Genomic DNA, 23475 nt, shown 5'->3' with positions numbered 1-23475 from the left:
ACCCCGGAGGTCGCGCGGGTCTGCTAGGCTCGGGCCATGTCCATCAAGGATCGAATCGTCTCCGAGGGGATGAAGCTCGCGGCGAGCCCGCAGGTCGCGAAGCTCATGCAGGACGAGCGCTTCATGAAGCTCGTGATGACGGCGATGAGCATGCCCGGGCGGGTGTCGACGTTCACGACGGAGCAAAAAGAAGCGTTCGCGAAGTCGATGGGCCTCGCGACCTCGGACGAGGTGCGCGATCTCCGGCGCGTCGTCTCGTCGCTGGAGCAGAGCGTGTCACGCCTGCGCGCGAAGCTCGAAAAGGACGCTTCGTAGCGGCAGCTAAGGCGCGGGCTCGATTTGTCGAACGGTGCGGAGGAGCGGCGCGTCCTGGGCAGGCTCCTCGCTCACGCTCTGCTCCTTGGCCTTCTCCTCGATGCCGGCGAGGCGCCCGCGCGCATCCTGGAGCTTTTGCTTCTCCTCGGGCCGCAAGGTCCCGGGGCGCTGCGCCTCGACCTGCTCGGTGAAGTCGAGCCAGCGCTCGGCGCCGTCGTGGTCCCCGAGCATGATCAGGGAAAGCCCCAGATACAGCCCGTAACTCACCTGCTTGCGCGGCGAGAGCTCGGCGACTTCGTCCTCGTGATCCCCGAGCTTCTCGGCCGCTTCGAGGTAACGGCCATCCTGGTATGCGCGCTGGGCGCTGCCGATGTATCCGCCGCAGCCCGCGGAAAACAACAGGAAGAGGGACGAACCAAGGAGCGCGCCGAGGCGTCGCATGAACGATCTATAACCTGGAAAAGACCAGGCCCCAATGGGGAGATCCGCGAAAATTGCCGCGAAATGGGTTTTGCGTAGCGCGAAGGCGGCTGCGCAGCGAGGGCCTTTCGCGAGGTTTCGCGTGTATTCGAGTGTGGCGCTGGGCTCACAGCGCACCGCGGCAAAATGAAAAAGGCTCCCCGCTCGGTGGGAGCGGGGAGCCTCGGGACGCGCTTCCGGAGACGGGGCTACTTGGTATCGCCGCGGGCGTAGATGCTCGCGACGTAGTCGAGGACGTCGCGCGCGGAGACTTCGTTGTAACCGAAGTATTTGATCATCCGCGTCTTGATGATGTCGATCTTCTCCTGGGTCTCCTTGTCGATGACGCTGGAGACGAGGGTCTGGAGCTTGATCGCGTCCTTCTGATCCTCGAACAGCTTGAGCTCGAGCGCGCGGCGCAGGCGGTCGTTCGTGTGCCACTCGAACTTCTTGCCGTCGACCGCGAGCGCGCCGATGTAATTCATGATCTCGCGGCGGAAGTCGTCCTTCCGGTTCTCGGGGATGTCGATCTTCTCCTCGATCGAGCGCATGAGCCGCTCGTCCGGCTCGACGTCCTCGCGGGTGAAGCGATCCTTGACCTTCTCCTTCAAGGTGTAGGCCTTGATCGAGTCGATGTAGTTCGCCGCGAGCTTCTGGATCGCGTCCTCGTCGGCGCTGATGGCGCGCTGGACCTCGTTCTTGACGATCTCCTCGTACTCGCGCTTCACCATGCCGATGCACTCGCCATAGCGCTTGCGCTGCTCGTCGCTCGAGATGAGCGAGTGGTGGCGCAGGCCCTTCTCGAGCTCGGAGAGCACCATGAACGGGTTGATCGTGCCCTCGCCGATGTCGTTCACGAGCGCGTTCGAGATCTTGTCCTGCACGTAGCGCGGGCTGATGCCCTCCATGCCCTCGCGCGGCGCCTCCTTGCGCAGCTCCTTCACGGTGTCCTGCGTGTAGCCCGGCAGGACCTTGCCGTCGTAGAGCTTCATCTTCTGCACGAGCGAGAGGTTGTGCTTCTTCGGATCCTCGAGCCGCGTGAGCACGGCCCACATCGCCGCCACCTCAAGGGTGTGCGGGGCGATGTGCTTGCCGCGGATCTTGTCGCGGTTGAAGTCCTTCTCGTAGATTCGGATCTCCTCCGACACCTTCGTGATGTACGGGATGTCGATCTTGATCGTGCGATCGCGCAGGGCCTCCATGAACTCGTTGGAGAGGAGCTTCTTGTACTCGGCCTCGTTCGTGTGGCCGAGGATGACCTCGTCGATGTCCGTCTGCGCGAACTTCTTCGGCTTGATCTTGTGCTCCTGCGACGCGCCGAGCAGGTCGTAGAGGAACGCGACGTCGAGCTTGAGCACCTCGATGAACTCGACGACGCCGCGGTTCGAGATGTTGAACTCGCCGTCGAAGTTGAACGCGCGCGGATCCGAGTCCGAGCCGTACTCGGCGATCTTGCGGTAGTTGATGTCGCCCGTGAGCTCGGTTGAGTCCTGGTTCTTCTCGTCCTTCGGCTGGAAGGTGCCGATGCCGATGCGGTCCTTCTCGCTGAGCACGAGGCGACGCACGCGGATGTGCTGCATGACCTTGCCCCAGTCGCCGCCGTACCGCTCCATCAGCTTGTTGAAGATGAAGCGGCAGGCCGGATCGAGATCACCGTCGACGCGCACGTTGAACGTGGGGTTACTGAGCTCGAGCTCTTTGATCGCGCGATCGCGCCACGAGGGCGGGATGAGGCGCAAGGGCTCCTCGTGCATCGGGCACTTGAAGCGACCGCTCTCGGGGCCCGCCATGCCGACGCCGTCGAGGTTCACCCAGTCGAACGTGTAGAGCGCTCCGTCCGGGGACATCGAGTAGTGCTCGATGCCCTTCTTCATGAGCCGCGCGATCGTCGACTTCGAAGAACCGACAGGGCCGTGGAGCAGGATGACGCGCTTCTCGGGGCCGTAGCCTTCCGCCGCCGCCTTGAGCACGTGCACGAGGCGCATGAGCGGGATGTCGAGGCCGTAGATGGCGTCCTGTCCGCCGTTCAGTTCGTCCTTGAAGAAGTTGTACCGGACGAGCTTCTTCTTGTTGTCGGTGTACTCCTCGGTCCCGTACCGAATGATCATGTCGTACGCACGCTGGAACGCGTTGCGCGTGACTTGCGGCTGCTTGCGAATGAGCGCCAGGTACTCCTCGAAGCTCCCTTCCCAAGACAGGTCCCGATACAGGGCGTAGTCCTGCATCGCAGCGATCTTGCCCACCAGACTTTGCGCGTCGCCCATGTGGATACCTTACAACACGGATCACGGTGACGCGAACGCGGCCGCACCGTTCAGAAACGCCTTCCAGGAGGCCTTTTCCTGACCCTGCTCGGTGAAGAGCCCGAGCGAGCATGCATAAGCTGCGTAGGGTCCGTCTGCAGGCTCGCCCAAGACGGCCACGCGCTCTCCGCACCGGACGGGACCAAGGTCGTGCAGCGCTTCGATGTTCACGAACACGAAGCGATCCCGCCTGGGCGCAAGCGCGCCGAAGAACGTCTCGAGGAAGAGCGCCTGCTTGTCCTCCGATCCCCCGACGACGGACGAGCTCGGAGACCCCACGGATTCGAGCACCACGGCCTTGTCCGCAGCATGCGCGAGGATCGTGTCGGCATGCGCGGAGATGTCGCTCGCACGCCCCGCCTCCGCGGCGCCAAGGCCAGGGAGGTACGAAGCGACCGCGACGTCGCTCGCGTCGAGCAGCGGCAAGAACGAGGGATCCGGAGCGGACACGCCCTCGAACGAAAAGCCCACGCCCGCGCGGATGTCCGGCGCGGCGAGCGGATGTGCGCGGACGTAGTCGAGGACGTCGCTCGCGAAGAGCTCGAAGGCCGCGCGCTCGTCGGGGTGAGCCGCGAGGCGAACGTCGACGTCGCGGCCGAGCACGAAGAAACGCGCCGAGGGGCCGAGCGCCGAGAGCGCCGCGTCAATCGAGGCGTGCGCGAAGGAGAGGACCTCGGGCGCGGTCCAAGGCATGTCCGCGAGCTCGGGCGGGAGGTGCAGGGCAGCGCGATCGACGATGACGAGCGAGAAGCCGAGGACGACGCCGCGGCTGTTGAAGAAGGCAGCCTCCTCGGCGAGCGCTTGGACGCCCTGTTCCGTGGCGAGCTCCATCGGCGTGCGTCGCACCATCGTGGCCCGCGCGCCGAGCGCGAGCGCGCCGAGCCGCGCCGTGATCACGTCGCCAGGCTTCGGCGGTCCATCACCCATGGGCGTCGGCGTGAGGCCAATCCAGACGGGCGCGGAGGGGACATCCGGTGCGTCGGGATCGCCGGCGTCGCCGTCCGGGAAGGCGTCGGCCGAGCCGCCGTCGGAGGAGGGACCGGCGTCGCCGGGATCACCCGGAAGGCCGATGATCACGGGGTAGCCGCTGTCGTCACACGCGAGCGGCGCGAGGGCGACGCCGAGGGGCACGCCGAAAAACAAGAACCAGCGAAGCAAAGCGCGCACGAAGAGGAGCGTAACGAATTCTTCGCGTGGTGGCTCGCGCGCGCGGACGCGCGAGGCGCGCGCTACGGAGGCCCGCCGTACCGCGGCGGCGCAGGCATGCTTGCCCCGGACGGGAGCCGTCCGGACCACTCCACGACACCCGGCGTGGCGTGCGCAGGCGCCCAGGCCATGCCGCCCTTCTCGAGCACGCCCGGCCACGAGTCGACGTACTGCGGAGGCTCGGAGGGGCCGGACGCGTCGATCCAGAGCGCGTGTCCCGTGCCGGGCCTGCGCACGTCGACGTGGACGAACTTGCTGTTCGGATAGAAGCCGCAGCCGACGTCGTCGAGGGTGCGGCAGAGCTGGAAGACCGTGGCGTTCGGGATGCCGTGGACCTGGATGTCCGCGGCGCGCGCGGCCGCGTGCATGCTCTGGTGGCTCGTGCCCGCGACCTTCGCGCCGGGGCGATAGCCGCTGTAGATGTAGATCGGCCGCCACGGGAACGAGTCGGCGATGCGCTGCAGCGCCCAGAGCAGGCGCGGGTGCACGAGGCGCACGTCGGAGATCCACTCGCCTTTGCGCACGGCCTCGGGATCGGGCTCGTCGGGAAGGAGGTCCGCGGGGCGCGCGACGTCGGCCGGGCGCATCATGAGCGAGAGGCGATCGAGGGCCTCGGGGGCGACGGATCCGTCACAACGCACGAGCGGGAAGACGTCACGCTCGCCGGGTCCGCGGACGAAGGTCACGGGGCGACGACGGCATCGCCAGTCGCGGACGGGCTTCGGCGGCGGGGCCCAGAGCGAGTCGAAGCCGTTCGAAGCGAAGCTCGGTCCAGTGGACGCAAGGAACGCAGGTGCACGCGCGGGATCGAGGCCGTTCCACGACCAGGACGGCAGGACGTCGGGCTCGATGCGAAGGAGCTCCGCGCCCTCGGAGGCCGCGCGGAAAAACGGGAGCGCCGCGCCGGCCGCGGGCTCGACGTCGAGGAGACGAACGCGGCTCGATGCGAACGCGTGGAGGTCGTCGTGCTCGTCGTGGGGTTCGTCCGCGGCGTCGTCCGCGGCCTGCGCGGGGCGCCACGCGAGTTGCCACCACGGCTCGTTCCGCCACTGACCGAAGGGCCCCCAGATGTAGCGGCGCAGCGGGCCGGGGCTCTCGACCTCGGCGTTGAGGTACGACCGCAGGAGGCCGAGGCGCGGCGCGGACGGGTCGTCGAGCTTGAAGGTGTAGAGCTTGGGCGGCTGATCGAGGAGCGGCCCCGCGTGGGCCTGCGTCGCGGCTGCGAGCACGATCGCCGCGATGCACGTCATCGCGAGACGCGGTGCCTTTTGATCCGAACGAACCACGAGCTTCGTCATCCCAAGAGCCGACTCCCTCGTTTTGCCACAACCCACGAGGAGGCGTCAGCAATTCCCGCGCTCAAGCCGAAGAGGCGCGGCGCAGGCGATCGTGGACGGCAGCCCACGCAGAGCCCGCCGGAGGTGCTTCGACCACGACACTTTCGCAGCCAGCATCGTCGAGTCGATGGAGCGCCGCATAAAGCGCGGCCGCGTAACCTTCGGGGTCCGCGGGCAAGATCTCGACGGGAGGATCGAGCGCGGTGCCGGGCGCACGGAGCGCGGCGCCCGTGACGAGGCCCGCCGCGCGGCGCTTCGCGATCTCGGCGCGCGCTTCGTCGGCAGGCACGATGACGAGCGTGGCACGAGGCGCGTAGTGCCGCGCGGAGGTGCCCGGCGCGGGCGCGCGTTCGTCGAGCGAGACGGTGATCGCACCGGGATCGACGACGTCGACGTGACGACGCAGTTCGTCGAGGGAGATGGCGCCCGGGCGTAAAAGAACCGCAGGGCTGCGCGAGACGTCGACGATCGTGGACTCGATGCCGTGACGGCAAGGGCCGCCGTCGAGCACGAGCGGGATGCGTCCGCCGAGCGATTTGAGGACGTGCTCGGCCGTCGTTGGCGAGAGCGAGGTCGTGCGGTTCGCGCTCGGCGCCGCGATGGGCAAACGGCACGCTTCGAGGAGAGCGCGCGCGACGGGAGCCGCAGGCACGCGGAGCGCAACGGTGGGTCCGCCGGCCGCGACCTCGTCGGCGACGGCGCCCGGCCTGCGCGTGACGACGAGCGTGAGCGGGCCCGGCCAGAAGAGCTCAGCGAGGCGCTCGGCGACGGGCGGAAAGTCGAGCGCGAGCGCGCGTGCCTCGGCGACGTCGGCGACATGCACGATGAGCGGGTTCGTCGCGGGACGACCCTTCGCTTCGAAGATGCAACGCACGGCGGAAGGTTCGTCGGCGCGCGCGCCGAGGCCGTAGACGGTCTCGGTCGGGAAGGCGACGAGACGCTTGCCGCGGAGGAGCGCGGCCGCGCGCGCGATGGCCGGTGGGTCGAAGGGCAGGAGCTCGGTGCGGATCACGGGCGCGGCGATCATGGAGCAAGGCGAGCCGCTTCGCACGCGGCGCGCGAGTTCTTCAACGCGCGGCGCGTAGGTAACGCGGCTCGAACGGCGCGAGCGCCGCGAGGGTCACGAGCGTGACCTGCTCGGCCACGACACTCGTGCCCGCCTGGCAGTCGGGCGGGATCGTCACGACGAACCCACGCTCGAGCGCATCCTTCGCGGTGGCGAACATGCCGATCTCGGTCGAGCAACCCGTGAGGATGATCTGATCGGCGTGGAGCTCGTCGAGCAGCGGCCCGAAGGAGCTGCCCGTGAACGCGCTGTACGTCCGCTTGTGCACGACGTGATCGCCGGGCGAGGGCGCGATCTCGGGCCACACCTCGGCGCCCGTGGTGCCGGCGACGGCGTGGCGCGGCCAGTCGCGGAAGTCCTCGTCGTCGGGCTCGTGTGCGTCGCACACGTAAATCACGGGAACGTTTTTCTCGTGCGCCCACGTGATGCGCTTCTTCACCGCCGGCACCACGTCACGCGCGCGCGGGACTTCGAGCGGGCGGCCAGGCGTGAGGTAGTCGTTGATCATGTCGAGCACGACGAGCACGGGCCGCCTCGGGCCGCGTGGTCGCGGACGCGTCGCGAGGAGGCGCTCGCGCAAGCGCTTCGGCGGCTCGACGGGCGGCGCGGCGTGCGCGACGAGCGCGAGGTCTTCATGCAGCGCGGCGAGGTCGGACGTGTCCTCGGGCGACGCCGCGGCGAGCGACGCGAGGGCCCTTTGGGGCGTGCCCGCGAGCGTGAGTTCGAGGAGCCGTTCTCTGCCGAGCCGATCCACCATGGAACGCGCTTTTTTTTCGTAGCACGTCCGTGCGGACGAACCCACGGCGGAGGCGCGCGCGGGCACAGTTCCTTGGGTCGGGCGGGGAGCCGCCGCGGTCAGGGCGCGGGCGTACCACCCTCGGGGGTGCCCTGCGCAGGCACGGGCGCAGGTTCTGCGCCCACGACGATCGTCGCCTGCGTCACCTCGCCCGACTTGACCTCGATCGGGACGCGGGCGAGCGCGCGCAGGCCTTTTCCGCGGAGATCGAGCTCGTACGCGCCGGGAGGCGCCTCGGCGGCGACGCCGGCTTCCGCAACGGAAGGACCGATCCGAAGGAAGGGGACGAGCGTATCCCGCGGGGACAGGAGCTCGACGCGCGCATCCGCGGGCGGAGGAAACGGCTTGCCTGCTTCGTCGACGAAACGAAGCTCGATCGCGCCCGGGACGCGCTCCTCGCGGACGAGGGCGAGCTCGGTGAGCACGCCGAGCGTGTCGCCACGCGGGGCCACCACGAAGAGACGCTCGTAGCGCGCCGAGCCGCCGGGCGGCAGCGTGACGTTGCGGCCAAAGCGAAGGCTCGTCGTCCCCGCGGCGCCTTCGATCTCGAGCGTGGGTCGATCGCCGGCGGGCGCGATCGCGTACGCGACGGAGCTCGCGAGCGCAGCCGCGAACGGGGCTTCGGCCACGGCGTTCGCGGGGGGTGATGGCTCTTTGCCGACCGAGGGCACAGGCTCGGCCGCGCCCCAGTGGACGGCGTCTCCGAGGCTCGGGATGACAACGGGCTCGTCGGCCTTCGAGGCGATCAGGGTCGACACGAGGATCACGCGCGCGCCCGGGACGAGCATGTACCGCGTAGCGATCGTCACGCGCGGATCCCCCTCGGCGTGGCCACGCGCGAGGATCTGCGCCGATCCGTCACGCCCTTGCGAGAAGCTCATCGTCACGCCGGTCAAGCAGCCGAGCGGCGCGCCGAGGCACGTCGCGACACGCCCGAACGCGTCCTCGCGGACCTCGGCGTCGGCCGCGTCCACGAGCGCGCCGTCCGAGGCGCTGATCACCGCCGCGATCGCGCCGTTGTCGACGAGGACATCCCCCGCCTTCGCCTCCACGAGCGCGCCCGCGAACGGCTTCTTGTCGCCTCCGATCCGCGCGAGGTTGACCGCGGCGGGCGCTTCCGGCTCCGGCGCGCAGAACCCGGCTTTGCCCTCGGCGCCGCGGCGAAAGCGGCACATCGCGGCGACACGTTCGCTCTCGCCGCCGTACATGACGACGCCGCCGTTCTGGATCGGCTCGACGCAGGCGGCGAGGCCCGTCAGGCCAAGACAGAGAGTTCCGATCGCGAGGCGTTTGCGGGGGAAGCCGGGCGGCATGATGAGCCTCCGACGCGCGAACGCGCCGGATCTTGGGACGTCACTCGTCGTCGACCATCTCGGGGTAGTCGCCGGGCGCGAGGTTGTCGAAGCGCGTGTACGAGGACGCGAACCGCACGAGCACCTTGCCCGTGGGACCGTTCCTCTGCTTCGCGATGATGATCTCGGCGATGCCCTTCGCGTTCGTGGTCTCCGGGTTGTAGTACTCGTCGCGGTAGATGAACATGATCGTGTCCGCGTCCTGCTCGATGGCGCCGGACTCGCGGAGATCGCTGAGCTGAGGGCGCTTGCCGTTGTCCTTGTTCGTGCGGGTCTCGACGGAGCGGTTGAGCTGCGAGAGCGCGATCACGGGGACACGAACCTCCTTGGCGAGCTGCTTCAACCCTCGGGAGATCTCGCTGATCTCCTGCTCGCGGCTGGTCACGCCGTCGCGGCCCTTCATGAGCTGGAGGTAGTCGATGATGACGAGCCCCACGCGCCTGTCGGGCTGGCCCGGCCCCGCCGAGCGGTTGTATTCGGCCTGGATGCGGCGGACCTTGGCGCGGAGCTCGAGGAGCGAGATCGCGGGCGTGTCGTCGACCCAGATCGGGAGCGTCGACAGATAAGACGCGCTCTCGGTGAGCCTGCGCCAGTCGTCCGGCTGCAAGAAGCCCTGGCGCAGCTTGCCGAGATCGACGCGGCCCTCGGTGCAGACCATACGACTCGCGAGCTGCTCACGCGGCATTTCGAGCGAGAACACGCAGACGCCGTAGCCGGGCTCCTGCCGCTCGTAGCCATGGTCCGGCTCGCCGGGGCCGGCGGCCACCGTGCGCGGCGAGGCGACGTTCACGGCGATGTTGAGAACGAACGACGTCTTGCCCATGCCGGGGCGCGCCGCGACGATCATCAGATCACCGTCGTGGAGGCCCGCGGTCTTCGAATCGAGCCGCTCGTACCCCGTGGAGATGCCCGTGATGCGATCGCCACGCTCGGCCGCGGCCGTGATCTGCTCGAACGCGGCCTTCAGGACCTGCGCGATCGGCTGCACGCTCGTCGACTGCGCGGTGCGCGCGAGCGCGTAGATCGATTGCTCGGCGTTGTCGATGAACTCCTGCACCGTGCCGACGTCGCCGTAGCCCTCGGCCGCGACGCGCTGGCAGGTGGCGATGAGCTGCCGCAGCCGCCACTTTTCGGAGACGACCTTGGCGTGCGCTGCGACGTGCGCCACGGCGGGCGTCGCATCGGCGAGCTGTGCGAGATAACTGGGGCCGCCGATCTGAGCGAGCCACTCGCGATCGCGTAGCCAGGAGGCTATGGAGACGATGTCGATCGGCGTGCCGGAGAGAGCGAGCGCGGTCGCCGCCTCGAAGATGCGCTTGTTCGCGTCACTGTAAAAGTGTTCCGGCTTCAGGATCTCGAGGACTCGATCGAGCGCATCACGCTCGAGGAGCACAGCCGAGAGCACCGCGGCCTCGGCGTCGAGGTCATGCGGAGGAACACGACCCGCGACAGGGGCCGGTTCCATCGGTTGGTTCGAACGTCCACGACGCTGCTGAGCGATCTGCATGGCACTTCTTCACCAGATGGCCCCAATCAATCCCGAAGATCTCCACATGGTGAGGCCCCAAATGGGAGACGCCCCGAAGGGCGGGCCCTCCGAGGCGTCGGGATCGACGAGCGATCTACCAGGAAACACCCGCGCGCGGTACCCGGATCGGCAAGACGATCGCGAGGAAACGACGACATCCGCCGACGTGGTGTGTGTGGGTGAGGCACTCTGGGACCTCTCCACATCACCGGGTACGTCCCTCGACGATGCCACACAACTCTCCCTCACGCCGGGCGGTGGCGCGGTGAACGTGGCGCTCACGCTGGCACAGCTCGGCCTGCGTGCAGGGCTCGTGGCCTCGGTGGGGGACGATCCGGTGGGCCACGCGCTCGTGGCACATCTGTCGCGGCGCGGGGTCGACGTGTCCCGCGTGCGCGCCGTGAAGTCGACCCGCACGGGGCTCGTGTTCCTGACGCACGCGCCGCCGCGCGCCGTGGCGTATCGCGCCGTGCTGGAAGAGGCGCTCGCGCTGCGTGACGCCTTGCCGCACGCCTTCGGCGCGAGTGTCGTCCACTTCTCCGGGCTCCTGCCCTCGCGTGCGTGCTTGCTCGCGCTCGAACGAGCGGCACGGCAGGCGCAACGCGAGGGAGCGCTCGTCACGATCGACGCGAACCTCCGGCCTCGGCTCTGGGCCGGCGATGCGCTCGGGCGCGCGGATCCGCGGAGGCTCTTCGCGGCGGCCTCCGTGCTCAAGGTGAGCGAGGACGATCTACGGCTGCTCGGCGTATCCGATCCGCGGGATCTCGCGCCCCTGCTCCGGCCCGAGGCGATCGTGGTCGCGACGTTCGGCGCGGCGGAGACGCGAGCGCTCGGGCCCTTCGGCGAGGTACGCGCGGGCGGCCCGGCGCTCGCGGTGGCGAGCACGTTCGGCGCGGGAGACGCGTTCGTCGCGGGGCTCCTCTCGGTGCTCGCGCGCGAGGGGCGGACAGCGCTCCAGGATCGCGCGGCGATCGAACGCGCGATCCAGCGTGGCAACGAGGTCGCGCGGACGTCTCTCCTGGAGAAATCGTCGGGGGTCAAATGAACGAAGGCCCGGACCGATCGGCTCTTCGCCTTTCGACCCGGGCCAACGCCTGACGCTTACGAGATCAGGACTTCGCGGCCACCGTGACGTCGATCGTCGCGGTGACGTTCGTCGCGAGGCGGATCGGAACCTGGTAGGTGCCGAGCGCCTTGATCGTGTCGAGCTCGATGCGACGACGATCCACCGTGTAGCCCTGCGCCGCGAGCGCCTCTTCGATGTCGCGCGACGTCACCGAACCGTAGAGCCGATCACCCTCGCCGACGGGCTTCGTGATCGTGATCTTCACGTTCGTGAGCTTCTGCGCGAGCTCCTCGGCCGCCTTCTTGGTCTTCGCCGCGCGCGCCTCGGCGACCTTCTTCTCGTGCTCGATGCGGGCGACGTTCTCCGCCGTCGCGCCGACCGCGAGGCCGCGGGGAACGAGGAAGTTGCGGGCGTAGCCCGGACGAACCCGGACGAGCTCGCCGCTCTTGCCGACGTTGGGGAGGTCCTCGGTCAGGACCACGTGAATGTAGTTGGCCATGACGTCCTCCTCGTTACGCCGTCACGGTGAACGGCAAGAGCGCGATGTTGCGCGCCCGCTTGATGGCGAGCGTGACCTTGCGCTGATGCCGCGCGCAGTTGCCGCTGATGCGGCGCGGGACGACCTTGCCGCGCTCCGAGATGAAGTACTTGAGCGCTTGCGGGTCCTTGTAGTCGATGAAGAGCGCCTTGTCGGCGCAGTAACGGCAGACGCGCTTGCGACCGGTGCGGCGGCGTCCGGGGGCGTCGGCGTTCAGATCCGGCGTCCGCCCGAAATCGCGGTCGTCCATGTCCATGTTGCGGCTGCCCGAATCCATTCCTCGTTGATTCATGGCTCAGCCTCCCTCTTCTTCGGTGCCGGCGATGTCCGCCTCGCCCTCGAGGTCGTCGAACTCGCCCGAGGCCGGCGCCTCGCTGGTCCGCTCCTGACGACGCTCCGGCTCGATCAGGCCGAGCTGACGCTCCCTCGACTCGTCGCGCTCCTCCTCGATCGGCGGCAGCTCGACGCGCTCGAACTTCACGTCCTCCTCGGCGATCGCGATCCCCGCGACCTCCACGTCGTTGCGGACGAGGACGGTCTGGTACTTGATCACGCCGTCCATCAGGCGCAGGTTGCGCTCGATCTCGGAGACCACGCGGCCCGTACCGAGGTACTTGAGGTAGATGTACACGCCGCGGCGGTGCTTGCGGATGTCGTAGGCGAGCCGGCGGCGGCCCCAGTTCTCGACCTTGGTCAGCCGGCCTTGCTCACGGCCGATCACGTCGGACAGGCGCGAGCCGACGCGCTCGGCGGTGTCCGCGTCGACGTCGGGCTTCAGGATGTAGATCGTTTCGTATTCTCTGGCGCGGTTCGGCGCCGTCACGAGTCGACTCATGCTTCTCCTCTTGGACAATGGCCCCGGAGACGTCGTGCCCCGGAGCGAGGACGGCGCGTCCGCCGGCCATCCACAGGGACAAACCGACGTTCGCGCCTCACGAAGGTGCGGAAAGCGTCCGGGTTACTCTCCCTCGCGCTTTTCGCCAGGCGAAACCGACGGTTTGTCCACCGCCGCCTTCGCGTTCGCGGGCTCGGGCGACGTAGGCGCCTCGCTCCGCTCCTTCGCTTGCTTCTTGCCGGCTTTCGGCCGGCTGTTTCGAACGTTCATCGCGGCGTCGAAGCCGCGGGTCGCGACTTCTAGCACAGAATCCGTCACGAGCTTCAAGATGTCGGGCAGGCGCGAGCGTTCGACCGCGTCGAACGGCGACAGCACGTAGTCCGCCACCTCCCCGCGATACCCCGGCGGGGGTCGCCCGACGCCCACGCGGACGCGCGCGAAGTCGCCCGTGCCGACGTGGGACATGATCGACCGCAGCCCGTTGTGCCCGGCGTGTCCGCCGCCAAACTTGAGGCGAACGTCCCCGAACGGAAGGTCGAGCTCGTCGTGGATCACGACGAGCTCCTTCGGGGCGATCTTGAAGAACGCGAGCGCGGGCTGAACGCTCCGGCCCGACTCGTTCATGTACGTCATCGGCTGCAGGAGCACGCCCGGCTCGTCTCCGAGCGTCGCGCGCGCCCACACGCCGGAAAACTTCTCGCGGAAGGCATCGGCGCGAGCGCGCGCCGCGAGCGCTTCGACGGCCATGAAGCCGACGTTGTGCCGGTGCGACGCGTATTTCTCGCCCGGATTGCCCAGGCCAACGACGAGCAGCATGACGAGGAAGTCGAGGCCCGAAGACGAGCGTGCCCCGCGGAGCTGCCTCGCAAGAGGCGCGCGCCACGGGGCGGATCACTCGGACCGTTGGTGCTGAAACTACTTCTTCTTGGCGTCCTTGGCGGGGGCCGCAGCCTTCGCCGCGGGCGCCGCGCCCTTCGCGCCGGCCGCAGGAGCCGCAGCCTTCGCCGCGGGCGCCGCGCCCTTCGCGCCGGCCGCAGGAGCCGCCGCCGCAGCGCCCGGAGCGCCCGGAGCCGCAGCCGCGCCTTCCTCACCCTTCTCGGGCACGGCCACGACGACGACCGTCTGATCCTCGGGCAGACGCGTCTTCACGCCCTCGGGGAGCGGAACCGCGCCGGCCTTCACCGTGTCGCCGAGGTCGAGCTCGGAGATGTCGATCTCGACGACGGCCGGGATCTTCTCGGGCAGGCAGCGGATGGGCAGCGTGCGGAAGATCTGCTGGAGGATGCCGCCGCCCGCGACGCCCTTCGACTTGCCGACGCAACGGACGGGGATGTCCACGTCGATCGGCTGGTCGAGCTTGACCTGGAGGAAGTCGGCGTGGACGAGCTCGCGCGAGATCGGGTGGTAGCCGTAGTCGCGCACCATGACGGTGAGCTTGTCGCCGCCCTCGACGGCCAGCTCGATGACCGAGTTCTTCCCGTGCGCCGACTTCAGCACCTCGAGGAGGGCCTTCGGAGAGACGGCAACCGCGAACGCTTCGAGGCCCTTGCCGTAGCAGATGGCAGGGATGTTCCCCGTGCGGCGGAGCCTGTTCGACGGGCCCTTTCCGCTTTCCTGACGACGGGTGGCGCTGAGCTGGATGATTTCCATCATGGGACGACTCTCCGGTTCCGATCCGAGACGCGGCGCTATAGCAGAGATCGATCGGGTTGTGCGCCTCTTCCGACGATCCTCCGAGGCGAAGCCAGAAGCCTGAGAGGAAACTGCACGGTTGTCCAGGCGCTTAGGGGGATACGAAACGACGAACGGGGGGCGAGGACGCTAGACGAAGAGGGAGCTCACCGAGTCCGAGTGGTGGATCCGGCGGATGGCCTCCGCGAGCAGGCGCGCCACGCTGACGACCTTGAACTTCCCGCACGCCTTGGCTTCCTCGGAGAGCGGGATCGAGTTGGAGACGATGACCTCGGCGAGCGGCGACTCCATGATCCGCGACAGCGCCGGGCCCGAGAGCACGGCGTGCGTGGCGCAGGCCGCGACGCTCTTCGCGCCCGCCTTCATGAGCGCGTTCGCGGCGTTCACCAGCGTGCCCGCCGTGTCGATGATGTCGTCGAGGATGAGGCAACGCTTGCCCTCGACCTCGCCGATGATGTTCATCACCTCGCTCTCGTTCGCGCGCTCGCGGCGCTTGTCGATGATGGCGAGCGTGCCATCGAGGCGCTTCGCATAGGCGCGCGCGCGCTCGACGCCGCCCGCGTCCGGCGAGACGATCACACAGTCGCGGCTGTAGTGCTCACGAAGGTGCTGATCGAGGAACGCCGGCATCGCGTGCAGGTGATCGAAGGGGATGTTGAAGAACCCCTGGATCTGGCCCGCGTGCAGATCGAGCGCGACGATGCGGTGCACGCCCGCGGCGACGAGGAGGTCGGCCACGAGCTTCGCCGTGATCGGCGTGCGCGGCGCGGCCTTGCGGTCCTGCCGGGCATAGCCGTAGTACGGGATGACCGCGGTGATGGAGCCCGCGGAGGCGCGCCGGAGCGCGTCCACCATGATGAGAAGCTCCATCACGCTGTCGTTTACCGGCGAACACGTCGGCTGCACGACGTACGTGTCCACGCCACGAACGTTCTCCTGGATCACGCAGAACGTCTCCCCGTCGGAGAACCGCGAAACGCGGCATTTGCCGAGCGGGAACTCGAGGCACTGGCAAATCTCTTGCGTGAGCGTGGGGTTCGAGTTCCCCGAGAAGATGCTCACTCTCTTGAACATCGGCCAGCCTCCCTGCCTGCCGAGGGTCGACGCTCAGCCAGTCCGAGCGACCACGACAACCCCGAACGCCGAAGGGTCAACGGCGGCGCGGCTCTACCAGCCACCACTATCTCCGTCAAGGATCTTCTGGTCAATGCATGATGGAACGACCTCGGCTTTGCGCGGGGCCTCGGGTTTGACTAGGTAGCGCGATCGTGGATCGGCAGAGCGGCTCCCAGCGCGGCGAGACGAGCGGACGTACCGGCACGGTCGTCGTGATCGGCAACTTCGACGGTCTCCACCGAGGCCACCGCGCCGTCCTGGAAGAAGCCGCTCGGATGGCCCGCGATCGCGGGCTCGATCCCGTGGTGCTGACGTTCGATCCGCACCCGGCCGAAGTCCTCGGCCGCAAAGCGCCGCCGCTGCTCACCCCGCTCGCGCGCAAGATCGCCCTCTGCGAACGCGCCGTGCCGGGCCTCCGGGTCTCCGTGGCGCACTTCGATCGCGCGTTCGCCGCGCAGAGCCCGCGCGTGTTCGCCGAACGCGTGCTCGGCGATCTCGGCGCGCGTGTGGTGATGGTCGGGCAGAACTTCCGCTTCGGCGCGCAGCGGGCCGGCGATTTCGCCGAGCTCGAGCGGCTCGGCAAGGAGCTCGGCTTCGAGACGCGCTCCCACGCGCTCGTCGGTGACGCGACCGGGCCCTGGTCGAGCACGCGCGCGCGAGAGGCGATCGCGCGCGGCGATCTCGACGAGGCGCGGCGCATCCTCGGTCGATGGCACGCGCTCTCGGGGACCGTCGTGGCCGGGGACCAACGCGGGCGGACGATCGGGTTCCCCACGGCGAACATCCTCGACGCGCCCGAGGCGTTCCCCCCGTTCGGCGTGTACGCGGTCTTGATCGATCGTTTGCCTGCGGAGGGCGAGCGCGGCGCGAAAGTGCTGGGCGTAGGCGTCGCGAATCTCGGCGTGCGGCCCACGGTGGATCCCACGGCGGCGCGCCCGCGGCTCGAGGTACATGTCTTCGATCGGAACGAGGATCTGTACGGCGCGCGGCTGCGTGTGCACCTCGCGCGCCACATCCGCCCGGAGCAACGTTTCGCGGGGCTCGACGCGCTGAAGGCGCAGATCGCGCGGGACGCCGAGGAGGCGCGCCGCGCGCTCGAAGGCATCACGCCGGATCCCGAGGCGGGTTCGGCCTGGGCTTGAAGCGCGCGCGTCATCGCACGCAACGCACGCGCGCCTTCACGGCTACCGACTGGTGATCGATGCGGCCCGTGAGGCCGTCGAGGAGCCACGCTTCGGACGGCGCGGCGGCGACGGGCGTCGACGACCAGAAGCGGCCTTCCTCGTCGAGAAACGACGTCGCCGCGGACGTGGGATCTTCGCCCTCGCCGTGGCCGAGGCTCACGAGCTCCTTGATGCTCGGCAGTCGGAAGCCGCTCGCACCGCCGAGCATGAGCGACGCGCAGAACGCGAGCGCGCCTTGCCACGAGCTCACCTCCGGCGTGCTCACCCGTTGCCACACGAGGCCCGTGCGCTCGTCGATCAGCGTCTCGCCGTCCGCGCCTTCCTCGAAGCACAACGCGCGCGGAGGACCGATGACGCAGCGGGTGCGCGCCGTGAGCGTGCGATCGAGGGACGTCATCGATCCATCGACGAACCCGACTACCCACACGCCATCCATCGCCGTCGTCGCCGTCCAGTAGAGATCCGTGGACGACGTGGGCACGGAGATCATCGAGGGGTTGATCGCGGGCCCGTCGCGCCCGTAGTCCACGAGCGAGACGAGCTCCACGCGGGAAGGCAGCCGTGCGCCGCCGCCGAGTTTTTCACAACGCGCGCGCGCTTCCTCCCACGAGACGGGTGCCGGTGCCGCATCGCTCTCCCACACGAGATCGAGGATCTCGTCGCGCACGCCGCCGTCCTCGACTTCGCCGAACGAAGCCTCCGTGTAGCTCGGCAAGACACCGAGCACGTGACCATCCTGCCCCGCCCCCAGGCTCGTGTCGTCACAGGACACCGCGAAGGCGCCATCGGAGCAGAACCGCGTCGCCGAGTCGGGAAAGCCCGCGCCCGTGATCTCGGTGCACACGCTCTCGGGCGCGGCCGCCGGCGCGAGCCTGCGTGGCTCGATCCCCGCCACGATCTCGCAGCCGAGGGGGCTCGCGAGGAGGAGCTGCCACGCGACATACCGGGCGAACGGAGGGACCACCGTTCGTTTTGTGCTCAAAATGTTCCTCCCAGGAGCAACGTCGCGCCCGATCCCGCGGACGGCGCGATTGCGATCGACGCGCGTGGCTCCGACGGACTCTTCGAGCGCGACACCCAGTAGAGGGTCGCGGACGTGACCAGGCAGATCGCGCCCGCGCCGAGCGTCACGTTGGCGATCCGCGCGGCCGTCCGCCCCTCCTCGGCCACGCCGAACGACGCCGCGTCGGGGCAAACCGAGCCCTGACACTGCGCCCGTGCCTCGTTCTCTTTCACCAGCGCGCGGATCCCGAAAAACGCCCCCGCGCCGAGCGCGACCGCCGAGAGCCCCGCGGTCACGTGCGCCGCGATGCGCGCGCCCGAAGGCCCCCGTGACGGCGCGAGCGCGGGCACCACCACCGTGATCCGCGCGCCCGGCGCAACCCGCACCGTCGTGCGAAACGGCTCCTTTCCGTCGGCCGTCGCGACGACCACGTGTTCGCCCGGATCGACCGGTGCGGGATCGCCGAGCGACGCCTCCGCGATCGGCGCCCCGTCACGCTCGATCACCATCCCTGCGGCGCGCGCGCCGGGCCCGAGCACCACCACGAGCCGCGCGAGCTTGTCTTCGAGCGCCTCGAGCCGCTCGTGAGCGATCTCCGCGCGATCGGGCCTCGCGTCCGTGCGCGCCCACGCGAGGGCCTCGCCGAGCTCGCGGTAGGCCGTCGCCGTCTTGCCTTCCGCCTCGTGGCAGCGGGCGAGGTTCAGGATCGTCCCGCCGCCCGGATCGAGCCGATGGCTCTCCGCGAACTTCGAGCAAGCCTCGGCATACCGCTTCTCCGCCATGAGCTGCTTGCCCTCGCGGAAGAGGGCCTCTGCCTCCTCCGCTGCGGAATCGTCCGCGCGGGCGGTCCCTCCGGCGGTGATGACGAGCATCACGAGTCCGGGGAGAAGAAGTCGGTTGTCTAGACGAACGTATCTCCTATTTGCGACTGCCCAGCGGATCAAGGAAGCTCCCTCCTTTGCGGCGCCCCGCAGGGGCCCCAGAGGTTCGATAAGACGAAGTCGTGGAAGTCTTTGGCTCCTTGGCCCCCTGGCTCGGCGCGGGGGCCGCGGTCTCCTCGGAGCTTTCGGCGGCCGGGGCGCGCTGCTCGGCCGGCGCGACCTCGGCCGAGGGCTCGTTTCGCCGCTCGGGGGCCCCGTGGGCCTGCCCCGGCGCGGGCGCGATTTCCTCGGGCGTGTCTCCGCTCGACGCGACGAGCGCCCCCACCACGAGCAGCGTCACACCGAGCAAGCCGAGCCCGGCGCGGATGCGCGCCGAGCGCCGCAGCGCTGCAGGCAAAAGGGCCGTCGAGAGCGCGCCGGGCGGGCTGTCGGCCTCGCGGCTCCCGGTCCATCCTGCATACGTGGACAATTTCTCCGGCGTTATGCCGAGCACGCGGATCGCCCGTCGCACGCTGGTCTCGCTGCGCTCGGGCGCGAAGGGCCGGAGCGACGCCGCGAGCTCGGCCACGTCGGGCGTGCGCTTGCTCGGATCTTTTTGCAGGCACTGGAGAATCGCCTTTTCGAGCCCCTCGGGTACGTCGGGACGAACATCCCGGACCCGCGCGGGCGGGTCCGCGGCGATGCGGAAATAAAGCGACGAAATGGTCTTCGCCTCGAAGGGGCTCTGGCCGGTCAGGAGCTCGTGCAAAACGATGCCGAGCGACCAGATGTCGGTGCGGGGATCGACATGCGTCGGATCCCGCAGCCGCTCGGGCGAGGTGTACCGCGGCGAACCCACCACGAATCCGTGGCCCGTGAGCGTCACCATGTCCTCCGGCTGCGCCGCGCCGCTCGGGCGCAGGACCTTGGCGATGCCGAAATCGAGGACCTTGATGAGCGGCGAGCCGTCGGCACGGCTCGTGAGAAACAGGTTCGAGGGCTTGATGTCGCGATGGACGATGCCCAGGGAATGCGCCTCGGCGAGCGCCTCGCAGGCCTGGAGGATGTAATCGACCGCATCCTCGACGGGCAGTGGGCCGCGGCGGCCGAGCACGCCCCGGAGGTCGATTCCGGTGAGATATTCCATCACGACGAACGGCGAGCCCCACGACAAGGTGCCCATGTCGAGGACGCGCGCCACGTGCTCGCTCTTGATCGCGCTCGCGGCCCGCGCCTCGCGGAGCAGCCGCGTCACGGAGACGTCGCTCGCTGCCACCTTTGGGTGCAGGAACTTGAGCGCGACGCGCTGCCGGAGGCTCGTGTGCTCCGCCTCGACCACGACGCCCATCCCCCCGGCGCCGAGGGCCCGCAGGACCCGATATTTCCCCGCGACCACGTCACCCGGGCGCGGCAGCGAGGCCTCGCCGAGATCGACGTCGACGTCGATCGCATATTCCGCGCTCTTCATACCCCCCATGATCCCCGTGTTTTACGATAGCGCGCGGGGGCGGAAACACAATCGATGGCGGGCGATCCCGGCGCATCCGCGAGCCGCGCCGTTCCGGCTGAAACCCGTGGAAGGAGGACGATCCATCAATGGTTTGTCGACAGCGAACAATGAAAAAGATGCCCCGGACGGGGCGTCCCGCTCCCCTGCCCTGCCGCGCACGGACCGAGCCGCCCCGGGCAGCCGCCCCGGAGGCGGCTTCCGTGCGTCCCACCTGCCGCGCGCGACAGGCATCCCCTCGGCCCTCGGCTTCTGCTAGAGCCTGCCCGTGACCGACCTCGTCGTCTTTCCATCTGAACGCCCTCTGACGGGCAGCGTCCCGGTCCCCGGCGACAAGAGCATCGCCCACCGGGCCATCCTGCTGTCTGGTCTCGCCGAAGGGCAGAGCCGCATCGAAGGCGGCGCGCTCGGTGCAGACAACATGTCCACGCTCGGCGCGCTCCGTGCGATGGGCATCACCACCGAGCAGCAGAACGAGACGCTGCTCGTCGACGGCAAGGGCCTCTACGGCCTGCGCGCGCCGAGCGAGCCCATCGACTGCGGCAACTCGGGCACGACGATGCGCCTGCTCGCCGGCGTGCTCGTCGCGCAGCGCTTTGCCACCGTGCTCATCGGCGACGAGTCGCTCTCGCGCCGGCCGATGGAGCGCATCGCGAAGCCGCTGCGCCTGCGCGGCGGTCGCATCGAGGGCAAGCTCGATCCGAAGCGCGTCGGAGAGATCACGGCGCCGCTCCAGATCGGCCCGCTGCCCGAGCCCAACGTGCTCGGGCCGCTCGAGTACGAGATGCCCGTCGCGAGCGCGCAGGTGAAGAGCGCGATCCTGCTCTCGGGCCTCTACGCCGACGGAAAGACGTACGTGCGCGAGCCGCTCGTGTCGCGGGATCACACCGAACGGCTCTTGCTCGCGCTCGGCGTTCCGCTGCGCACGGTCGGCGCGATCATCGAGCTCGACGGCCCCGCGTTCTCGGGCAAGCTCCCGGCGTTCTCGATCACGGTGCCGGGCGATCCCTCGTCCGCGTCGTTCCTCGTCGCGGCCGCGCAGCTCGTCCCGGGCAGCCGCGTGACCGTGCGTCGCGTGGGCCTGAACCCGACGCGCACCGGGCTCTTCGAGGTGCTGCGCGACATGGGCGGCTCGCTCGTGCTCGAGCCGAAGGGCGAGGAGATGGGCGAGCCGATCGGCGACCTGCACGCCGGCGCGTCGGATCTGCATCAGGGTCGGCTTGGCGGCGAGCTCGTGGCGCGCACGATCGACGAGGTGCCGATCCTGTGCGCACTCGCAGCACGCGCGAATGGCACGACGCTCATCGAGGACGCGGCCGAGCTCCGCGTGAAGGAGAGTGATCGCATCGCCATGATGGCGCGCGTGCTGCGAGCGTTCGGCGTGACGTGCGAGGAGCGGCCGGACGGGCTCGCCGTCGAGGGGAAGCCGGAAGGCAAGCTCAAGGCGGCGGACATCGAGAGCGGCGGCGATCACCGCATCGCCATGGCATCGTGCGTGCTCGGGCTCCTCGCGGACGGACCCACGCGCGTGCGCGACGCCGACAACATCGCAACGAGCTTCCCGCGCTTCGTCGGTACGATGCGCGCGCTCGGAGCACGGATCGAGGTGGAGTCGGGCGGAGGAACTCCATGAGCAGCGGACGGAGGAGGGCAGTACGCGTCGCGATCGACGGGCCGGCGGGCGCGGGCAAGAGCACGGTCGCGCGAAGGCTCGCGGAGCGGCTCGGCTACCTGCTCCTCGACACGGGCGCGCTCTACCGCACGGTCGCGCTCGCGGCCGTGCGCGCGCCCATCCGCTGGGACGATCGCGAGGCGCTCGGCGCGCTCGCCGAGGATCTCGTGGCCCGCAAGCGCATGGTCATCGAGCGCGCCGAGGGCGCGACGGGCGGCGGCAGCGGCATGCGTGTCCTGCTCGACGGCGAGGACGTCTCGACCGCCATCCGCTCGCCGGACGTGAGCCTCGGCGCGAGCCGAGTCTCTGCCGTGCCCGCGGTGCGCGCCGCGTTGCTCGACATGCAGCGCGGGCAAGGCGCCGAGGGCGGCGTGGTGCTCGAAGGTCGCGACATCGGCACGGTCGTCTTCCCGGACGCCGAGGTGAAGTTTTTCCTGACCGCATCACCCGAGGTCCGCGCGCGAAGGCGTTACGAGGAACTCGTCGCGCAGGGCAAGGACGCGACCTACGAGGCGACGTTCGCGGACGTCGAGCGCCGCGACAAGGCCGACACGGAACGACCCGTGGCGCCACTCCGGCAGGCCGACGACGCGATCGTCGTCGACTCGAGCCACAGGGACGTCGCCGAGCTCGTCGAGGAGATGGCGCTTGTCGTCGAACAGCGCGAGCGCGCCGGCTGAGGTTTTTCGACGCGCGTTCGTGCTCGGCCTCGGCGCGCTCGTGTTCGCCGCGGCGTGCGGCGGCGAGGTGCCAGCCCCGAAGACCGCGTCCCGGGGCAAACACGACCTCCTCGATCCGGCCGAGCTCTTCCCTGCCGATCTCGATCTCGTGCTGCGCGTCGATCTCGGCCGCATGCGCGCGCAGCTCGGCCCTCTGGCGGATGCGCTCTCCGCGCGCGTCGAGGAGGAGAGCGGCGGCGAGGAGGCGCTCGTTTCGCAGGCGATTGCGCGCGCCAAGGTCGTGTGGATCGGCCTGCGCGCTGCGGACGCCGAGGTCGGTGATCGTGTGCTCGTCGTCGAGGGCGAGGTGGAGGACGTGCGGCCCGATCCAAGGCTCTTCCGTCTCGTCGATCCTCCGATCGCGGACGATGTTCGAACGTGGGAGCGCCAAGGGCCCCTCGGCCGCGCCACGACCGCGCGCATCCACGCCTTCGCCGGCCGCATGATCGTGTTCGTCACGCCGGTCGAGGTCGACAGCGTCGAGCGCGTGCTCCTCAAGGGCCCGGACGACCGCCGGCGTGATCCCGCAGCCGAAGGCCTCGTCAGCGCGGATCTCCGCGCACGGCGCTTGCCACCCTCGCTCGAACGGCGCTTCCCCTCCATCGCGTCGATCATCGGCGGCCTCGAGCGCGCCCGTGCGAGCGCGGTCATGGTCGGCGACGCGCTCCGTGTCGACGCCGAGATCACGGCCGGTACGGGGCAAGCCGCGGGCAAAGCCGAGAACCTGCTCCGCGCGCTGCGCGAGGGTGGGCAGGGCAGCCGGTACGCGGCGCTCTTCGAGGACATCCGGATCGAGCGTGTCGATCGCGCCGTGCGTGTGCGCTGGGATCTCTCCTCGGAGGTCCTGCGCGCATTGCTCGAAGGCAAGCTCGCGGCACCGGAGAGGATGCAAGGCGAGCGCTGAACGCTTACGCTCGGGGC

The 23475-nt window shown here is 69.4% G+C and carries 23 protein-coding genes; 6 read left to right on the top strand and 17 right to left on the bottom strand.

Going from position 1 to position 23475, the window contains the following annotated elements; translation table 11 throughout:
• Window positions 1–36: 36 nt before the first annotated feature.
• Window positions 37–315, top strand: coding sequence for a hypothetical protein (locus tag KEG38_RS14520; RefSeq protein WP_272420026.1), 279 nt, complete (start codon window positions 37–39; stop codon window positions 313–315).
• Between the two features lie 6 nt (window positions 316–321).
• Here KEG38_RS14520 and KEG38_RS14515 read toward each other — a convergent pair whose 3' ends face one another.
• The 8 genes from KEG38_RS14515 to dnaB all read right to left on the bottom strand — a co-directional run bounded on the left by KEG38_RS14515 (window position 322) and on the right by dnaB (window position 10299).
• On the bottom strand, window positions 322–756 hold the full coding sequence (locus KEG38_RS14515) for a hypothetical protein (RefSeq protein WP_272420025.1): 435 nt from the start codon (window positions 754–756) through the stop codon (window positions 322–324).
• A 227-nt stretch (window positions 757–983) separates the two neighbouring features.
• The gene (locus tag KEG38_RS14510) at window positions 984–3038 is read right to left on the bottom strand and encodes a PrkA family serine protein kinase (protein ID WP_272420024.1); all 2055 of its coding nucleotides are present in this window, start codon (window positions 3036–3038) and stop codon (window positions 984–986) included.
• A gap of 21 nt (window positions 3039–3059) precedes the next feature.
• On the bottom strand, window positions 3060–4244 hold the full coding sequence (locus KEG38_RS14505; RefSeq protein WP_272420023.1) for a hypothetical protein: 1185 nt from the start codon (window positions 4242–4244) through the stop codon (window positions 3060–3062).
• 62 nt (window positions 4245–4306) lie between these two features.
• Window positions 4307–5581, bottom strand: a complete 1275-nt coding sequence (locus tag KEG38_RS14500; RefSeq protein ID WP_272420022.1) for a YcbK family protein — start codon at window positions 5579–5581, stop codon at window positions 4307–4309.
• 61 nt (window positions 5582–5642) lie between these two features.
• Entirely contained in the window at window positions 5643–6647 is a 1005-nt protein-coding gene (locus tag KEG38_RS14495) for an L-threonylcarbamoyladenylate synthase (RefSeq protein ID WP_272420021.1), read from the bottom strand.
• A 40-nt stretch (window positions 6648–6687) separates the two neighbouring features.
• Window positions 6688–7443 (bottom strand): cysteine hydrolase family protein, encoded by a 756-nt coding sequence (locus tag KEG38_RS14490; protein WP_272420020.1) that lies wholly within the window; start codon window positions 7441–7443, stop codon window positions 6688–6690.
• 98 nt (window positions 7444–7541) lie between these two features.
• Window positions 7542–8795 carry a hypothetical protein gene (locus KEG38_RS14485; protein WP_272420019.1) on the bottom strand — a complete coding sequence of 418 codons (1254 nt, stop codon included), beginning with the start codon at window positions 8793–8795 and terminating at the stop codon, window positions 7542–7544.
• Window positions 8796–8835: 40 nt separating this feature from the next.
• Window positions 8836–10299 carry a replicative DNA helicase gene (dnaB, locus tag KEG38_RS14480; RefSeq protein WP_272420018.1) on the bottom strand — a complete coding sequence of 488 codons (1464 nt, stop codon included), beginning with the start codon at window positions 10297–10299 and terminating at the stop codon, window positions 8836–8838.
• A gap of 88 nt (window positions 10300–10387) precedes the next feature.
• On the opposite strand from dnaB, the gene KEG38_RS14475 reads away from it, so the two are divergent.
• Window positions 10388–11407: a PfkB family carbohydrate kinase gene (locus KEG38_RS14475; RefSeq protein ID WP_272420017.1), complete on the top strand. Its 1020-nt coding sequence runs from the start codon at window positions 10388–10390 to the stop codon at window positions 11405–11407.
• Window positions 11408–11471: 64 nt separating this feature from the next.
• Here KEG38_RS14475 and rplI read toward each other — a convergent pair whose 3' ends face one another.
• From rplI to KEG38_RS14445, 6 genes are all read right to left on the bottom strand, one after another.
• Window positions 11472–11927, bottom strand: a complete 456-nt coding sequence (rplI, locus tag KEG38_RS14470) for a 50S ribosomal protein L9 (protein WP_276072821.1) — start codon at window positions 11925–11927, stop codon at window positions 11472–11474.
• Between the two features lie 13 nt (window positions 11928–11940).
• Window positions 11941–12258, bottom strand: a complete 318-nt coding sequence (gene rpsR, locus KEG38_RS14465) for a 30S ribosomal protein S18 (RefSeq protein WP_136929515.1) — start codon at window positions 12256–12258, stop codon at window positions 11941–11943.
• 3 nt (window positions 12259–12261) lie between these two features.
• On the bottom strand, window positions 12262–12801 hold the full coding sequence (gene rpsF / locus KEG38_RS14460) for a 30S ribosomal protein S6 (RefSeq protein ID WP_272420016.1): 540 nt from the start codon (window positions 12799–12801) through the stop codon (window positions 12262–12264).
• 123 nt (window positions 12802–12924) lie between these two features.
• On the bottom strand, window positions 12925–13617 hold the full coding sequence (gene pth, locus KEG38_RS14455; protein ID WP_272420015.1) for an aminoacyl-tRNA hydrolase: 693 nt from the start codon (window positions 13615–13617) through the stop codon (window positions 12925–12927).
• Between the two features lie 99 nt (window positions 13618–13716).
• Complete coding sequence (locus KEG38_RS14450) at window positions 13717–14454, bottom strand: 50S ribosomal protein L25/general stress protein Ctc (protein WP_272420014.1); 738 nt, start codon at window positions 14452–14454, stop codon at window positions 13717–13719.
• Between the two features lie 168 nt (window positions 14455–14622).
• Window positions 14623–15567, bottom strand: a complete 945-nt coding sequence (locus tag KEG38_RS14445; RefSeq protein ID WP_272420013.1) for a ribose-phosphate pyrophosphokinase — start codon at window positions 15565–15567, stop codon at window positions 14623–14625.
• Window positions 15568–15761: 194 nt separating this feature from the next.
• Between KEG38_RS14445 and ribF the strand changes: the two genes are divergently transcribed.
• Window positions 15762–16751 carry a riboflavin biosynthesis protein RibF gene (gene ribF, locus KEG38_RS14440; protein ID WP_272420012.1) on the top strand — a complete coding sequence of 330 codons (990 nt, stop codon included), beginning with the start codon at window positions 15762–15764 and terminating at the stop codon, window positions 16749–16751.
• Window positions 16752–16761: 10 nt separating this feature from the next.
• On the opposite strand, the gene KEG38_RS14435 is transcribed toward ribF, so the two are convergent.
• The 3 genes from KEG38_RS14435 to KEG38_RS14425 are packed head-to-tail and all read right to left on the bottom strand — an operon-like array spanning window position 16762 to window position 20124.
• The gene (locus KEG38_RS14435; protein ID WP_272420011.1) at window positions 16762–17775 is read right to left on the bottom strand and encodes an Lcl C-terminal domain-containing protein; all 1014 of its coding nucleotides are present in this window, start codon (window positions 17773–17775) and stop codon (window positions 16762–16764) included.
• Complete coding sequence (locus KEG38_RS14430; protein ID WP_272420010.1) at window positions 17772–18668, bottom strand: tetratricopeptide repeat protein; 897 nt, start codon at window positions 18666–18668, stop codon at window positions 17772–17774. Before KEG38_RS14430 ends, KEG38_RS14435 begins: the two co-directional genes overlap by 4 nt.
• 46 nt (window positions 18669–18714) lie before the next feature.
• Complete coding sequence (locus KEG38_RS14425; protein ID WP_272420009.1) at window positions 18715–20124, bottom strand: serine/threonine-protein kinase; 1410 nt, start codon at window positions 20122–20124, stop codon at window positions 18715–18717.
• A 307-nt stretch (window positions 20125–20431) separates the two neighbouring features.
• On the opposite strand from KEG38_RS14425, the gene aroA reads away from it, so the two are divergent.
• From aroA to KEG38_RS14410, 3 genes are read left to right on the top strand one after another with little or no spacing between them, the layout of a single operon-like run.
• Complete coding sequence (aroA, locus tag KEG38_RS14420; RefSeq protein ID WP_272420008.1) at window positions 20432–21796, top strand: 3-phosphoshikimate 1-carboxyvinyltransferase; 1365 nt, start codon at window positions 20432–20434, stop codon at window positions 21794–21796.
• Window positions 21793–22515, top strand: a complete 723-nt coding sequence (gene cmk / locus KEG38_RS14415) for a (d)CMP kinase (protein WP_272420007.1) — start codon at window positions 21793–21795, stop codon at window positions 22513–22515. The genes aroA and cmk overlap by 4 nt, the downstream gene beginning before the upstream one ends.
• Window positions 22484–23458, top strand: coding sequence for a hypothetical protein (locus tag KEG38_RS14410; RefSeq protein WP_272420006.1), 975 nt, complete (start codon window positions 22484–22486; stop codon window positions 23456–23458). The genes cmk and KEG38_RS14410 overlap by 32 nt, the downstream gene beginning before the upstream one ends.
• The last annotated feature ends 17 nt before the right edge of the window (window positions 23459–23475 follow it).

The sequence above is a fragment of the Polyangium jinanense genome (assembly GCF_028435265.1).
Classification (GTDB): Bacteria; Myxococcota_A; Polyangia; order Polyangiales; family Polyangiaceae; genus Polyangium; species Polyangium jinanense.
This window is presented reverse-complemented; position numbering and strand designations above follow the sequence as displayed.